Annotated in this window: 11 protein-coding genes and 1 pseudogene; 8 read left to right on the top strand and 4 right to left on the bottom strand. The window is 56.7% G+C overall.

Annotated features, from left to right (window positions below):
• Positions 1-132 precede the first annotated feature (132 nt).
• The 3 genes and pseudogenes from V1Y59_RS19925 to V1Y59_RS23720 form a co-directional block, all read right to left on the bottom strand.
• The gene (locus V1Y59_RS19925; RefSeq protein ID WP_330506787.1) at positions 133-957 is read right to left on the bottom strand and encodes a glycosyltransferase family 2 protein; all 825 of its coding nucleotides are present in this window, start codon (positions 955-957) and stop codon (positions 133-135) included.
• Positions 935-2,488: a tetratricopeptide repeat protein gene (locus V1Y59_RS19920; RefSeq protein WP_330506786.1), complete on the bottom strand. Its 1,554-nt coding sequence runs from the start codon at positions 2,486-2,488 to the stop codon at positions 935-937. Before V1Y59_RS19920 ends, V1Y59_RS19925 begins: the two co-directional genes overlap by 23 nt.
• A gap of 1,071 nt (positions 2,489-3,559) precedes the next feature.
• A pseudogene (locus tag V1Y59_RS23720) lies at positions 3,560-3,967 on the bottom strand (esterase/lipase family protein); the annotation flags it as partial.
• 140 nt (positions 3,968-4,107) lie between these two features.
• Between V1Y59_RS23720 and V1Y59_RS19915 the strand changes: the two are divergent.
• A complete protein-coding gene (locus tag V1Y59_RS19915) occupies positions 4,108-4,236 on the top strand; it encodes a hypothetical protein (protein WP_330506785.1) in 129 nt (42 codons plus the stop codon).
• A gap of 776 nt (positions 4,237-5,012) precedes the next feature.
• Here the strand turns inward: V1Y59_RS19915 and V1Y59_RS19910 are convergent.
• A complete protein-coding gene (locus tag V1Y59_RS19910) occupies positions 5,013-5,402 on the bottom strand; it encodes a DUF5997 family protein (protein WP_330506842.1) in 390 nt (129 codons plus the stop codon).
• A 41-nt stretch (positions 5,403-5,443) separates the two neighbouring features.
• Here V1Y59_RS19910 and V1Y59_RS19905 point away from each other — a divergent pair, with 41 nt between their 5' ends.
• From V1Y59_RS19905 to V1Y59_RS19885, 7 genes are all read left to right on the top strand, one after another.
• The gene (locus V1Y59_RS19905; RefSeq protein ID WP_431309242.1) at positions 5,444-6,211 is read left to right on the top strand and encodes a LysR family transcriptional regulator substrate-binding protein; all 768 of its coding nucleotides are present in this window, start codon (positions 5,444-5,446) and stop codon (positions 6,209-6,211) included.
• 794 nt (positions 6,212-7,005) lie between these two features.
• Positions 7,006-8,463 (top strand): sugar transferase, encoded by a 1,458-nt coding sequence (locus tag V1Y59_RS19900; protein WP_431309241.1) that lies wholly within the window; start codon positions 7,006-7,008, stop codon positions 8,461-8,463.
• 254 nt (positions 8,464-8,717) lie between these two features.
• A complete protein-coding gene (locus tag V1Y59_RS19895; RefSeq protein WP_330506782.1) occupies positions 8,718-9,788 on the top strand; it encodes a glycosyltransferase family 1 protein in 1,071 nt (356 codons plus the stop codon).
• An 81-nt stretch (positions 9,789-9,869) separates the two neighbouring features.
• Positions 9,870-10,946 carry a hypothetical protein gene (locus tag V1Y59_RS19890; RefSeq protein ID WP_330506781.1) on the top strand — a complete coding sequence of 359 codons (1,077 nt, stop codon included), beginning with the start codon at positions 9,870-9,872 and terminating at the stop codon, positions 10,944-10,946.
• Between the two features lie 7 nt (positions 10,947-10,953).
• On the top strand, positions 10,954-12,069 hold the full coding sequence (locus tag V1Y59_RS23715) for a glycosyltransferase family 4 protein (protein WP_431309236.1): 1,116 nt from the start codon (positions 10,954-10,956) through the stop codon (positions 12,067-12,069).
• Between the two features lie 1,321 nt (positions 12,070-13,390).
• A complete protein-coding gene (locus V1Y59_RS23710) occupies positions 13,391-13,930 on the top strand; it encodes a serine O-acetyltransferase (RefSeq protein ID WP_431309235.1) in 540 nt (179 codons plus the stop codon).
• On the top strand, positions 13,924-15,336 hold the full coding sequence (locus V1Y59_RS19885; protein WP_330506780.1) for a tyrosine-protein kinase domain-containing protein: 1,413 nt from the start codon (positions 13,924-13,926) through the stop codon (positions 15,334-15,336). Before V1Y59_RS23710 ends, V1Y59_RS19885 begins: the two co-directional genes overlap by 7 nt.
• Positions 15,337-15,551: the final 215 nt, after the last annotated feature.

Below are 15,551 nucleotides of genomic sequence, written 5' to 3'. Positions count from 1 at the left end.
AGCTGTGACAGCAGTTTCGCGAGAAGCTTAGTCAGCACTCATCGTCAAGTAGCCGTGGTGACACGATGATTGTCACGCGGGGCCAATACGGTCGGCTCTACCCAAGTCATTTCCAATTTTCTTGAAATTGGCCTATTCGCCGCGAACTGATTCGGAATCCCTTAGTTTCAATTGCACAATTCCTCGCCGTGATAGCTCGGGAAACCCGCTGTAGAGCGACTCTTCCCAATCAGGCCCCCATTTCTTCGCCATTCCAAGATCATTCTCCAACTCAGCTTCTTGTTCACTGAAACCTGCGATTCCTGAAGCGGTCGCTCTTGCATAATGCGATAGATACGCACGCTCGGTCACGACCACCTTGCCGCCGAGATTCCGAACGCGCATACAGAGATCCTTGTCGCACCCCCAGTTCCACTGTGGCCAATGGTCGGTGTCCAGCGGACCAGCCAGTCTGAGTGCTTTGCTTGACGCCCATAGGCAGGTTCCGTCGACGAACGGTACTTCATGCTCCAAATCTTTGGCTTTGAAATCGCTGGGCGATCCACAGAAGTCAAAGCGCTGGTGCGGCCAATTGTGGTCATAACATGGCGCAACAATCCATGCGCCGCTCGATCGTGCAGCTGCCTGGAGTCCAGTCAGGAATCGCTGGGAGAGTTCAACGTCATTGTTAAGAAGTACAACTGAATCCACGCCCAACCGGGTGAGGCAGAACTCGATACCAAGATTCGAACCGGCTGCCCAGCCGAGATTGACGCCGGGACGCAAGACATGAACCGAGGAGGGATAGGAAGCGTTTTCCGGAAAGTCGTCGCCATTGTCGACAATTACAATTGCGACCCCTGTTGACTCCGCATGTAACTGTTTGACTACCGAATCTGTGAGGGTTTTCATTCCGAATGAGCAGACGATTACCGCCACGGTAGAATCCATCGATTCAACGAACATCAGGGTGATCATCCTCCGATATGCTGACTACGTATTCAACGTCTTTTCCAAAGGACGCGGCTATCTCGATTGCCTCCTCGAAGGAGAGTCGCGCGCCTTCCAGATCGCCTAGTGCTAGTTGAATCCTGTAGCGAGCTACCGCTACTTCGCATTGGTCTGACTTCGCGTCGATGCTTCGGAACGTCTGCATGGGAGCGTCCAACGCTCGTACAGCTGCGTCCTTCCTATCCACCAAACCGTTCACCAAGGACAGCTGCACCAATGCCCGGGCGCCCCAAACAGGATCACCGATTGCCTCTTGCAGCTCTTTGGTGCAGGCCAATAGTATATCTCGCGCCTTGTCGGGCTCGCCTGCAACTCGCAAACACTGGCCATAGCGGATTGCCGTAACAGCTGCCCAACGATCGTCTCCAACGCTTCTAAGGCTAGAGATCGCTTCTTCGAAGTCATGAACGGCTTGCTTCGGACCTAGATCCAGATATCGAGCCCTACCAAGATCGGAGAGAGTGAAACCGAGCCATCGATAGTCACGGCGATCTCGAAATCCCTCGCAAGCTCTTTCGAGTAGTTCAATAGCCTTTGATCGGTTCCCCATCTCCATGTACGTGATACCTCGATTGCGAAGAGGATTGAGCGAGAGGTGAACATTGCCGATCTTTCGGAGAATGTTCTCGCTCTCCACGAGCATGTCTAGAGCGGGCTGCCACTCCCGGTCGTACATCATGACTAGACCCAAGTCGTTTCTGATGTAGGCCTCGCCTTCGATATCTTTGGCCTTCAGGAAACATTGAAGACTGGATTCAATTGCTTCTCGTCCAGAGTCCCAACCGTTGGTCCTTACGATATTGGCTAACGATTGCATGCAATACCCCTCGGCCGAGCTGTCGGAGATTTCCTTGGCAGCGCCTGCAGCAGCAAGAACTCCGGGGAGAGAATCGCTCCACGTACCGCGAATGATGAAGCATGTCGGTATGCTGTGTGCAAGATTTATTAAGGGTCGGGCGAAATCGCGTCTCGCAGCAGAGGTCATAAGCCGGACGATATTCGCCTTCTCACTCTGCAGCCAAATTTCCGCTTCTCGCTGCTCTTCTGGCATCGGGAGGGGTAGGTGCGCAGATGCTGCGCCGCCAACAGGTGGCCTTTCAGGTTCGATTTTCCGTCGAGCGTCAACAATTCGTACGGAGAACTCGAGATATACTCGCTTGGTGGTCTCGGACAATTCGGTGGGCGAGTGTTCACTTACCGCTTTTGATCGCGCCAGGTCGCCTACGAGCGAATGCATCTCGAATAGTCCGTCTTCAATCGCGGTGAGCAACGAAGACTTCAAGAGCTCGTCAAGTACTTCGCGAGCACTGGCCTGCAGGTCCCACGATAACGTGTCGATAATCCAGGGCCGTATGTCTTTGAACGGCGCCAAGGCCAACCGTTTCAGTATTTCTCTTGCATCGCGCCCAAGCGCTTCGTATGCGCTACTCAGTACAGCCTCGACGCGCGGCCCGTTCTGCATCGAGTGGTGCTCAGTACTGAGCATCCTCTCGTTCATATGGTCACTATCGCGCGGGCGTACGAGGTCTCGAGCGGTGAGAGTGAGTGCTAGCGGGTGGTTTTCGGCACCAGTCACCATTTTGCGAACACGCTCTGAACTAACTGTTTCAGATGGGGAGAGTCGGCTTCTCAGCAGATCCTCTGAGGCGGCACTATCTAGTGGACCGAGATGGATGACTTCGTCGAATCCTTCAGTCGTCTCGGAGGATCGCGACGTTGCAATTAAAGCCGAACCTGTCGGGATTCTTAATCGGCTAAGGCGGCTAGGATCTACGATATCATCCAGGACGACGAGTGTCGGTTGATGGCTTAATATCTCGTAGAATGCCTCCTCTCGGCTTCGCGGATTCAGCGGAACACGTTCTGGTGGCACTCCGAGGGCCTCCAGAAAACCGCCTAAGGCGGCCCCTAGGGCGCCGTCGAAGTCAGGCGAACGATATAACCCTGCTCTAAGATTACCTCCTGCGAATCTATCTCTTGTTAATTTTGCTGCGTGTGTTGAAAGGAGGGTCTTTCCAATACCTGCAACGCCGCAAATCAAGACTCTGCGAGACTTTGCAGACAACGACTTTTCCGATAGGCACGCGGTGATTCTACGGAGTTCATTTTGGCGACCGAAGATTTCTGGAATTGATCCTGGGACTTGGTCGACTACTCTTGGCGAAACCGTTGATGCCAATCGAATCGCCTGCTCACTAATCGCACTGCGAGATGCATGAGTACCGACATTGGTCGATCTTGATGCGATTGACTTGTTATGAGTCAGCGCCTGCTCAATCTCTCTAGTGAGATGCGTATACTGCAGATCATTTGATGTCTCAGGCTTTATTATTGATCGGTGGTTGGCATCGATTGCGGTAACATTTGGGAACAGTCCTCGCGCTGATGCTGGTTTGACGATTTTGTCGCGAAGCCCGTAGTATGCAGATATGTGGACTGGGCAACTTGAGTCCGTTTCGGAGGTTGCGTAAACGGCGCGCTCAAGCACGTCCGTCCGCATCCTCTCGATCATTTCGTTGAGAGGGCGAAGCCGTTTTTCCTGAACATTTCCCGGGAAGAGTATTCGACGAATCCCCAGGAGCGTGTCTGAGCCGGAGTTGGGGCAAGCGAACATTACTACACGGAGCAGGTATCTAAGTTCGGCTGCTCGCCCCTTTCTTAGCTTCTCGGCGATATAGTTTTGCGCAACTAGGCCGCCGTGGCTATGGGTTACCAGAATAAAGGGACGGGATTCGCCCACGCGATCTCTTATATACGAATCCAAAAGGTCCGTGATAGATTCGAGGCTGGGAATGACTTTGGCGGGATTCAGGCTGCCTAGTCGCGTCGGGTAACCAATTAGTATTAGCTCGATATGCGATATTAGCGGATCATCGTTCAGCAATTCGACGGTACGGTCCCACGTAGCTGGGCTAGATTTAAATCCATGCACCAGAAGGACGGCTAATGGACCTCCCTCGGGTTGCTGGCGCGTCATTCGCTGATCCTAGCGCGTTGTCAACCTGAGTGCGGTGAGGACTGTGTCCTGAGACGCAGATCACGCTGAAAATGCTGAGGTAGGATTGTCTGCTCCAGGCTTTAGTGCGCACGGTTGCCCCTAGGGGCACGTAAGCAGAGATGAAGGTCCGCGATCTGATCGACGAACTGAAGAAGGCGATCGACGCGCTGAAGACCTTCCTCGAGTTTGTAACGACCAAATCGGAGTCGCTCGCGAGAAGGCGGACGCTATTGCCCGACCGAGCCTGAAGACGTGCTCGGGCTTCCTTCACAAAGCGGGGTTAATCCGTCGATTGGCCGTTCACGTCGACACCGCATTCGAGGGTGAAGCGAGTCGTCGAGACGGCGACCGAAGCTTATGACCAGCAGAGGGCGAAGTGCTGTGGGAGTGCGCCTCGTGGTGTCGGCCGTGACTCAGGGCCGGTGGCAGCTGTGGCGGCGCTGATCGCGCTGACCGTCGATGCGCTTAAGGACAACTCCATCGACGACGCGTCCTAGTCGAACGGCACGCCGACGGCATGGTCTGTGCCGGTCGAAACGCAGGGGACAGTACGACAACGCTTCCCGGCCAGGACATCTGTGCCGCACTCACCGACGACGACTTCGCCGCACTCACGGACAGCGGCGTCCTATGAGATTGAGCCCATCGACGATTGCCGCCCGCCGGGATGCGAGCGGCCGCGCCGCGACCGATACCCTTCGCTTGAGATCGAGGTGTTCGAGCCGGCCGACGTGACCATCGTCCTGGAGACGCGGTGCTCAGCGAGTACCCGATCGCTGGCGCCGCCATGTACCAGTAGACGCTTTAGTTGCCCGGAATAGTCGAACCACCGATCTCCCGCGACCAGCGCGCCGCCCTGGATGGAGTTGGCCGACCCGTCCCGCCCTAGCGGCACGCCGATTCGAGCTGAAGAACGTGACACCTGAAGCGCCCCGCCAGACCAGTCGGGGGGTGGTCTGACGGGGCGCACCTCAACGATACTTGATCGACGATTAGCTATCCGCGGATTGGGGCTGCCGACGTGTCAGGCGTCGGGCTCGGCGTCGCCCTCCTCCCGCGACCGACGCTTGTCGGCGTGCAGAGATTTGATGCGGCGATCTTCGCGCCGCACCTCGAGCTGGGTGGCGCGCTCGGCCGCCAACCAGTCCGGCATCTCGGCGAGGAGCTCATCGATTTGCGCCGTGGTGAGCGCTTCGGTGATCCCGCCGCGGACCAGGCCGGAGTTGGAGATGCCGAGTTTGGCGGCGACCAGGTTCTTCGGATGCGGGCCGTCGGTGCGCAGCGTGCGGAGCCATTCCGGCGGGTCGGCCTGCAGGTCCGCGAGTTCGGCTCGGGTGATGGGGCGCTCGCGGAACTCGGCCGGGGTCGCCGGCAGGTACACGTCCAGCTTCTTGGCGGCGGTGGCCGGCTTCATCGATTGCGAGCTCATCGGCCGAGGATATCGCGCGGTAGCCTCTGGTCGTGACCACACCCGACGCGACCACCAGCGACGATGCCCCGGCGTTCCGGCTGGCGTTTGTCCCGGGGGTCACGCCGGGCAAGTGGGTGCGGATCTGGGAGCAACGACGTCCCGATGTGCCGCTGGACCTCGTCGCCCTCGACGTCGCGGACTGTGCCGAGGCCATCGGGCAGGGGCGCGTGCAGATGGCGATCACCCGCCTGCCCGATGCGCTGCGTCACGGTGACGCGGGTGCGCATCACAGCATCGAGCTGTACGAGGAGACCACCGTCGTGGTGGTGCCGAAAGACCACGTGTTGACCGCAGGCGACGAGATGACGCTGGCCGACCTCGCCGACGAACAGCTGCTGTGGCCGCTGGACGAGCCGTTGACGGTGACTCAGCGCCCGGGTTCGGCGGTGTCGCATCGACCCGAGACCACTGGCGACGCCATCGAACTCGTCGCCGCCGGGATGGGTGTGCTGCTGGTCCCGCAATCGTTGGCGCGTCTGCACCACCGCAAGGATCTGGTGCACCGTCCGGTGATCGACGCCCCGACCTCCACCGTGGGGCTCCTGTGGCCGCAACCGACCACCGACCTCGCTGACGAGTTCATCGGCATCGTGCGCGGCCGCAAGGCGACGTCGTCGCGTGGCCGTACCGACGAGGCGCCCAAACGATCGGCCCGGGAGAAAGCGGCGGCCAAGCGTGCAGCGCGCGAAGCGGCGGGGAAGGTGTCCGGCAAGAATGCGCGGCGAGGTCCTGGACGTCCGAAGCGTCGGTAGCCGACGTGGGGGAGAGTCGTGGAACCCGAACCCGGCGCCGGCACCGGCAACGGCGATCTGGGTCATGTGTCCAATAAGTGATCGCGCTCGTAAATCGAGCCATGGATTCAATGCAACGTTGATGCTACGTTTCTTTCAAATACGGTTATTACGTAGAGCGTCGATTCTGTCGTACGAATTGCTGAATGGCGAAGGCGATTTTCCCGGGGCGACAGGAAATACCCAAGGTCGGTCGCCCAAAAGTGTGAACGACTCGCTACGGCAGCCAGAAAGTTTACGATAGTGAACGCGGAAAATTTCCGGAGACGCGCAGAATCTAGGCTGCGTCAAGACCCAGGCTCTGGGGGCAGTGGTCCCGAAAGCGCCTGCCTGGCAGTGTGTCTGACATCACTCTCGAGCCTGTGCGTGCGAGATTCTACGCATCGCTAACTAAACTCCAGGCGAACGTGCAGGTCACAGCATTGCGACTTCGCGGGGGCGTTCGGAAAGTGTGACCTACTAGACCGGCGTCCGCTGTAACGTTTGTCGCCGACCGCTGTCCATCGCCCTTGGGAGCGGCCCACGGTCCGCTTTCAAGTTGTCAAAGTCAGATGACTGCCATACGCTCTCAGCATCTCTTCAGGCGGTCTAAAAGGTGACCCCAAGAATGCCGATCGAATGGCACGGCTTATTTTGTCGTACCCAATTGTTGGCATGAGAGCGCTGTGAACGATAAGGGGAAGGGAACAGCGTTGGCGAACAGTCAGGCCTTCGGTGCATCGCGCTCTACGCGCGCCGATCGTCGGACATCCAGAATTCGGTTTGTCGGACGGTCCCGCGAGAGGTCGCGCTCCTGGGTGCAGGGCTACCTCAGTCGCCTTGCCTGGTCGGATGCCGCCGTCATCATCGTCGCCGTCACGGCCGCGCAGATCGTTCGCTTCGGCGCGGACAGTGCTATGACTCCAAACGGCGACGTGAAAGCGCCGGCGGCCTACGTCTCCGTCATCCTCGCGTTCACGTGGCTCGTCACTCTCAGGGCGTTCCAGACTCTCGACCGCCGCATCATCGGCGCCGGCTCCCAGGAGTACAGCCGGGTGGTCACCGCGTGCCTGTCGCTCTTCGGAGTTCTCGCAATGGTCGACCTCCTGTTCAGGTTGAATATCGCTCGCGGGTTCTTGGCCATCGCGTTACCCGTCGGCACGATCGGACTCCTGCTCGAGCGTTGGTTGTGGCGAAAGGATCTGTCCCGCCGCCGTGCTCGCGCCGAGAACCTCGAACACGTCCTCATGGTCGGCGAACCGGCCTCCGCACTACCCCTGATGAAACGGCTGGTAAGTCATCCCAGCCTGGGCTACCGCGTCGTCGGCATCTGCCTCCCGGGCCGCAGCGGACCGCGTAGCTCGGTGGTGATGGGCGACGACGAAGTGCCGGTCTACGGAAACTTCGACGACGTGTGCGACGCCGTCGCGCGGTCAGGCGCGACGACGGTCGCCGTCACCTCTGCGGAAGCACTCGGCCACACTGCGATGCAGAACCTCTCTTGGGACCTCGAGGGCCTTGATGTCGACATGGTCGTTGCGCCCGGTGTGATTGACGTTGCCGGCCCGCGGATGATGATGCGACCCGTGGCCGGTCTTCCGTTGCTGCACATCGACAAACCGCGCTACGAGGGCGCGAACCGTTTCCGCAAGGCCATCGTCGACCGGGTCGGCGCCGCGATCCTCGTCCTCGCCCTGTCTCCGGTACTGGCCGCGGTGGCCGTGGCGATCAAACTCGACACGCGTGGCCCGGTCTTCTATCGAGCAACTCGGGTCGGCATCAATAACTCGCATTTCAAGATGTGGAAGTTCCGCTCGATGGTGCAGAACGCCGACGACCTCAAGGGCGACCTGCGCGCCCGCAACGAGGGCAACGGAGTGCTGTTCAAGATGCGCGACGATCCACGAGTCACTCGTGTCGGCGCAGTGATCCGGCGCTACAGCATCGACGAGTTGCCTCAGCTGTTCAACGTCCTTGGCGGAACGATGAGCCTGGTCGGGCCCAGGCCGCCGCTCCCGGACGAGGTGGATCAGTACGACGGGCGCGTCGCGCGACGGATGCTGGTGAAACCTGGCATGACCGGGCTGTGGCAGGTCTCGGGTCGATCGGATCTGTCGTGGGAAGAGTCTGTGCGACTTGATCTCTCGTACGTGGAGAACTGGTCGATCATGCAGGATGCCTTGATCTTGTGGAAGACGGCACGGGCCGTCGTGGCGAAGGACGGAGCGTACTGATGCGGATGGCAATGCCAGGAACCGCCGAACGGGGAGTGGCGACTTGGACGATCAAAGCGTCAGCCGCGGAGGGGAAGGCGACCAGCCGAGACACCACGGTACACAGCCTGACCGGCGGCATGCAGTGAGCGCCGGCCGAACTACTTTTCAGCAAATGGTGTTACGAACGCGTGCCAGTTCCAGCGTAGAAGAAGGCGGGTTGATAGGTGTCGCAGAATGAGCTCCCGATACGCATCCTCCAAATCGTCGCGTCGATGGATCGAGCGGGGCTGGAGACAATGCTAATGAACTACTACCGACATATCGATCGCACCAAGATCCAGTTCGACTTTCTTATGCACCGGGAAGAACCCAGTTCATATGATGCCGAGATTCTTAGTTTGGGCGGACAGATCTATAGGATATCCCCTATTACGCCCAGAAATCTGGCAACGTACAAACGTAGATACGAACACTTTTTTCGAACGCATACGGGCTACCGTGTGGCACACGCCCACATGGATGCGCTATCCGCTTTTCCACTATCGGCTGCGAAGCATTCAAAAGTTCCTGTGCGTATAGCTCACTCGCACAACACCGGATTCTCTCCCGACATCAAGCTGCCTATTCGGTTGATTGCTAAACGCTATATACCGAGATACGCAACTCACCTGTTCGCCTGCTCGAACGACGCATCGAGATTCATGTTTGGTCCGAAGCGCGCGTCGCGGATAGTTGAGAACGCTATAGAGATAGAAAAGTTCAAGTATGATGACAGGAATCGTAAAGAAGTGCGGAAGCGGCACGGAATCTCAGACTCCAGCTTCGTGATTGGTCATGTGGGTCGATTCGTGCACCAGAAGAACCAAGAGTTTCTTGTAGAAGTTCTCAACCAATTGAAAAATAAGGATCCGCGCCTAGAGCTTATCTTAATCGGAAGCGGGGAAAATGAGGCGCGAGTTCGGAATCGGGTAGTTTCAAGCGGACTGCAACAGCGCGTCCACTTTGTCGGAGAAAGCAACGAAGTGCCCGCATATATGCACGCAATGGACATGCTCGCACTGCCGTCTCGGTACGAAGGCTTGGGAATGGTGGCGGTCGAGGCGCAAGCGAGCGGACTTCCCTGCATTCTAAGTACGAACGTCACGAGAGACGCCAATGTGTCAGGCGCGGCCGAATTTTTGGATCTGGAATCGACTCTCTGGGCTCGGAGAATCCTTGAGCTGCGAGCCGATACGCGAAAGTCATGGGCCAATCAAGTACGGGACGCTGGATACGACATACGCGATCAAGCCCAGAAGCTTGAAACACTCTACCGCGACTTGCACGAAATCGCCCAAAGATAGCGACCTAGCGCGGAGGGCGGCAAAGTGAGGCTTCAATCATCAGAGCCGAAAAGTCGGAGATATTCGACAAGTAGCGCGGGTGTGAACAGCCAGGATCTGTATGTAGCTATCGGAGCATTCTGGTCCGTCGGTGCGTTAATCATACTCGCCCGTGACAGGATATTACCCGACAAGTTCTCCTATGACGGCGATTTTATCCAGCGCATCGCGAACGGGACTGGAATCGCTAGGGGCGATAATTCGTACACAAACACCGGGGCCTTTTATAGGATTCTAAACCTTGAGGACTCACCAATACTGTCTGGGCTTCTAGGACTAACGGCGTTCACACTCCTCTGCGCCCTGGTGGTATCCAAGAGCGTCAGGCAAATATACTGGCCCGCGAGTTTAGCCGTGGTCGGGGCATCAACGATCTTCGCTGCAGTATATCTCGGCTACTATTCCAAGGAGATCATCGTTCTGGCAATCGTGGCGACTATAGTTGCGATGCCAGAACGAGTAGAGTGCGAAGTCGCAATTATCGCCGTCATGCTCGCTTACGCAGCACTGTTTCGACCATACTGGATGATCATAGCGGCGATCTACGCAATATGTCGATTGTTGCCGACTCGATCTGTGAACTTGAAGTCCCTGTTAACTGCCAGCGTCATCGTCCTCGTGCTCATTTCGGTAGTCTTCGAGGTAGGGCTGGGCGTCTCGCTAGACTATTATCGGCAATCCGTAAATGATATCCGGGGAGCAGGTTCAGATTCAATAACGCGGATTGAACCATACGTGAGCATTGCGCCGTCGCAACTTGAGTCCGTAGTGAATGTCACTATTACACTCATTACATTGTTTTTCCCCTTTCCCTTAATCTTCCTCGGTAGCGCGTACTACGTAGGAATCGTATGTTCGGTTTCGGTTGTGTGGCTAACGTTCCTTCTGGCGGTCTCAAGGCTGGGTGCAGGCGATATTGTGAGTTTGAAGAAGACGATGCGTCTGTCGCGCTGCATCTCACTCGCGTTTGCATTCATAGTGGTCCAAGCGCTATTTGAGCCGGACTTTGGCTCTGCTGTGCGTCATCAGGTGCCGATAATGCCGGCGGTTCTGCTGGTTGTCCTGGCGGCACCAATCCAACAGACATCGGGTCAATTGCTTTATTTCCGGAAGAAATGAGTACAGGGTGCAATTTCACAGCCATCTTGACACTAGCGGACACACTGCGGGGGTTTGGTCGGCGAAGCGATCAGAGCCTCTCCGAGTTCTCCACATAACGGACAGCTCCGGAGGAGTTGCATCAGCGATCCGCAGTTATGTTTCCGCTACGCCGGATTTTTGCCATCGGATCTTTCACTTGACTCGACGAGATTCGATATCTTCATCCGGATATGCAAAGGTGGACAACTGTGAAGTAGTCGAGATTGAGCGAAAGATCACAGCTTCAACATTGGGTGTCGTTCGACAAGTACGACTGTATCGACCAGACATTGTGCACCTGCACTCAAGTCGCGCGGGATTCTTTGGCAGACTGCTAGTTAAGAAACAACTAGATTTAAGAATCGTCTATACGCCACATTGCTACGCGTTCGAAAGGACAGATCTGAACAGATTCGTACGGACCACTATTATGGGCATTGAGGCACTCCTATCCCTAAACACTAGCGTCGTCGCAGCTTGTAGCCAGCGTGAGGCCGACCTCGCTCAGCGCTTAGCCAGGTCCGCCACTCGAGTCACCACGATCCCGAACGTTGCCGATTGGCGATTCTTTGGCGCGCAAGAGACCTTGGTCGTCCCCGCAGTTGTCTGCGCGGTTGGCAGGCTCACCGCTCAAAAGGATCCTGCCTGGTTCATGGCGGTAGCCGAGGCAGTCCAGCGACTTCGGCCTAGCGAATCGGTGAAGTTTATGTGGATAGGCGGTGGAGACAAGAGCTACGAAGAGTATCTCCGTTCTCGCGGGGTAGAGGTTACCGGATGGGTAGACGAATCCCGAGTGGATTCGTTGCTGCAAGGGTGCTTGGCATATATCCACAGCGCAGCATGGGAGGGATTTCCGGTGGCATTGCTCAATGCGGTTGCGTGCGGTATTCCGCCTGTGGTACGGGATGTACCATCGTTCGGACCATATAGTGAGCTATGCGTCGCTAGCGCTGACGAGGCGGCGCGAAGAATCCTTGCCCTAATGGAGTCTCCTAGTAAGAGGAAAATCCAACTAGCGGCGTGGAAGAACGCGCTTCGGGAGAATAGTCGATCGAACCAGGAGACTGCGCTGCGCGCTCTCTACGCTGGGACCTCGCCATGAGGGTCGCTCGAAGAGTACTGCGACAGATTCGGAACGATCTCATTCCTTCGGTAGTTGGCATCAGTGCTCAGGCCATTTCGCTGTTGAGTGGTCTATTGCCTCTCTTCTTTGGGCACACCGATGTGCTCACGTTCGTGCTAGTAGTGAGTGCCGTATCGAGCATTCTGCTCGGATCGGCCACCTGCGCGATCGCTTTTCGCCTTCCTGCGATAGGAGTCTTCTCGAAGTGCCCAGTTGGCGATGGGGGGAACACCAACTCGGCATCTACGACTTCATCTCTAATCGAGTCCGCGGTGTCGTTGACGATCGTGACCGCAGTTATTGTCGCCCTTGCAGGTGTTGTTCTCGAAACACTGTCGCCCTGGCACGCCGTGGCTCAGTACGCTTGGGCTGGCTCGATAATCCTGGTGGCTCAGGGAATGTTTGTCGTTGCGCAAACAACGGCTGTTACTATCAACGATTATAGTATCGCGATGCGTATGCGGTTGCTATACTCGGTGGTCCTGCTCGTTGGGACCTTCTCCGCGTGTTTGGTTACGTCATCAGTCTGGGTGTACGTCGCCGCTATCTTCCTGGCATTCCTCGGTGCTGCGCTCGCGGGATTTCTATGGATACGTCGCTTTCACACGGTTATTGCGAGTCCTTCGCGATTCAGTCTTAAAGCGTTACTATCAGACATATGGTGTGAAAAGTATCTTGTATTCGGACAGCTATTGAGTGGATGTGCGGCACAGGCTGGAGCTGTATCGGCTGCCTTTCTAGGAACTTCGGCCCCCGCCTGGGCGGCGGCGTGCAGGGTCGGTGCTGGTTTTCATACGACCGCTGGACAAGTGGTCGCGCCATCGATGGATGCTCACATAGGTGCGTCAGTTCGGTCGCTCGATAGAAAAGCAGTGCGGAGCCGGCTGTTTATCGGCCTTTCTATAGGCGCTGTGTTGGCGACTGCGTCAGCTGTTTCAACCGTTATCCTAGTCTGGATAACGGGCTTGATGCCAGCCATTCAACCCTCGGGGTTATTCTTTTGGCTGGCTGTTGTCGGTTTTATTGGCTCCCAACTCTTGTATATGCCGGTAGAGCATAGCCTCGCCTTTCTGGGCGGCGCGTCTTGGCGTGTCGCATGGGACGTTATGCGTATCATCTCGGTTGGTTATTGCCTTGTCTTTCTTCGCGGTGGCACCCTGTTGCTGGGTTTGGGTATCGTTGGGATAGCATCTTCGTTTATATACGTGTTTGCTATCTGGTACTGCTACTGGCGTTGGAGTGCGCCTGATGTTCAGAAGCCGCGTCTATCGCGCTTGTTATCTATCTCGAAGGGTTAGTCATGCTTGAAGCAATTTTCTGTGACTGGCAGCGTAACGCGATTAACGGACGATCAAGCGGACTGTCTTCTCGGCTTGCTGATATCGGCACTGTTAGGTTCGTAGCTGTCGTCCTGTTCCGCGTGAGTCAGGCTCTTGGCCGTAGGTGGGGGCCACTCGGTAGTGCGGTTAAGCAGATTAACACCGTTATTACGGGATGTGATATTTCTTGGCAGGCTGATATTGCTCCCGGGCTTGTTCTTTACCACCCTGTTGGCGTTGTCATCGGTCCTAACGTTTGGATCGGAAACGATGTGACCATACAGCAGGGGGTTACGATCGGCTCGCGGTCCCCAGCGGATGTCTCGGGTCCTGTGATAGGTGCAGGATGCCAGCTTGGTGCGGGGTCCCGCGTTCTTGGCGACGTTGTTCTTGGCAATCAATGTACGATAGGTGCGAATGCTGTCGTCCTCAAGAGCCTGCCGGACTCTGTCAGCGCCGTCGGAATTCCGGCGTCGATTGTTGGATTTTCTATGAATGTTTCGGAGGACGGCGAGTGCTGAATCAAGAAGTTCCGACGAATGAGACTCGAAAGTACGCGTCTTTGCAAAGTTTGGGTGCATTGTGGAGGCAGCGTTGGTGGAACGTGGTACTTGCGGCCTTAGCCGGAGGGGTTCTTGCCGTCGCATGGGCGCTTCTACAATCGCCAACGTATGCTTCAACAGCTGTGGTCTATGTGACAACGGTGTCGGACGGCGGATCCCAGGGGGCATACACAGGGTCGCTTGCGTCCCAACAGCGCGTTGCTTCTTACGTAGATCTAGCGTCTTCGGATGCCGTCTTGTCGGATGCGATCGAAATTGGCGATCTTGACGGGTCCGTCGATGATGTGCGGTCTGCAGTCACAGCATCGGCGGCTCTGGACACCGTCGTTCTGGACATCACGGCGACTGCGACTGAACCGACTGGCGCGGCAGCTCTCGCCAATGCTGTTGCGGAAGCGATGAGGCTTAACGTAGTCGAGCTCGAAACTCCGAGTGGCGGAGGCGAACCGCTAGCGAAGTTGACTGTTATTTCACCGGCTAGTCCGAGTGTGTATCCATTTTCGCCACAACCGCTTCGCCTTGTGGCGATTGGGTTGTTTTCAGGTTCTGTCATCGGTTTTCTTTTCATGTATTTGAAGGGTCGGTTTGACACTAGGCTTAGGTCGGAATCGGACATTGAAGGACTTGTCGACGTTCCAGTGCTAGCTTCCGTTGATTCGCGGCTCGGAATGGTCGATTCGAAGAATGACCTGGTGCAGTTCGGTAACTCGCCGATGGCTGAGTCGTTTCGTCGACTGCAGATCAACCTGGACTTCGCGGGCGTAGAGGGAGATATTCGGCGACTTCTAATTGCGAGCGGGGAGCAGGGCGAGGGAAAATCGACCACCACGATCCACCTGGCATTGGCGCTGGCGGACTCTGGTTATCGAACCCTAATAGTTGATTCAGATCTTAGACGCCCTACCTTATGTCCTCGATTGGGACTCAATGGCGAAGTTGGATTAACGGATATTATTCGCGGTGTGGCAGAACCCGGTGATGTAATTCAACGAACCGAGGTCCCAAACCTTGAGGTACTTGGCCCTGGGCGATTGCCGCCAAACCCGGTGGAGTTTCTCAATTCGACAAAATCTGAAGAACTGTTTCGCTCACTTTCGGTGGAGTACGACTATGTCATAGTCGACTCGCCTCCAGTCAATCTTGTCGCTGATTCATCGGTTCTTGTTCGCTCGGTTGATGGGGTTCTCGTAGTGGTTCGCGCTGGTCGTACCAGGCGATCTGAATTGGTTTCGGCTGTTGATCAGTTGCGGATGGCGCAGGCGACGATTGCTGGTGTTGTCTTGAATGGCGTTTCGCGGACTGGGGCGTACCGTGAATACGGCTATACTGCATCAAATGCGGGTTTGTCGGGATCGTCGCGATGAGTGGTTGTAGCGAACGGCACGCGTGCGTCGCGGCACCACGGCGCACCTGCCGCTGTGCGTAGTTTACTCGGAGTGGTTAATCATGTTGGTGTCGCTGGGAATCCTGAATCCCCGGACGTCGTTAGTGCATAGAGCGAATCGACTTTCTGGCTGTTCGTTGAAGGGCGGTTTCGCTCCCTACATCCTGCTCGAGCTCGTTGATGCTGTCTACAAAG

The organism is Gordonia prachuapensis, assembly GCF_036350515.1.
Classification (GTDB): domain Bacteria; phylum Actinomycetota; class Actinomycetes; order Mycobacteriales; family Mycobacteriaceae; genus Gordonia; species Gordonia prachuapensis.
Note: the sequence above shows the minus strand (reverse complement) of the source record. Positions and strands in the feature narration are given on the sequence as shown.

What these genes read in the sequence shown, in the direction of transcription:
- V1Y59_RS19925 (WP_330506787.1), bottom strand. Translation starts at nt 957, where the DNA reads ATGATCACCCTGATGTTCGTTGAATCGATGGATTCTACCGTGGCGGTA.
- V1Y59_RS23710 (WP_431309235.1), top strand. Translation starts at nt 13,391, where the DNA reads ATGCTTGAAGCAATTTTCTGTGACTGGCAGCGTAACGCGATTAACGGA.
- V1Y59_RS19915 (WP_330506785.1), top strand. Translation starts at nt 4,108, where the DNA reads ATGAAGGTCCGCGATCTGATCGACGAACTGAAGAAGGCGATCGACGCG.
- V1Y59_RS19920 (WP_330506786.1), bottom strand. Translation starts at nt 2,488, where the DNA reads ATGAACGAGAGGATGCTCAGTACTGAGCACCACTCGATGCAGAACGGG.
- V1Y59_RS19895 (WP_330506782.1), top strand. Translation starts at nt 8,718, where the DNA reads ATGGATCGAGCGGGGCTGGAGACAATGCTAATGAACTACTACCGACAT.
- V1Y59_RS19910 (WP_330506842.1), bottom strand. Translation starts at nt 5,402, where the DNA reads ATGAAGCCGGCCACCGCCGCCAAGAAGCTGGACGTGTACCTGCCGGCG.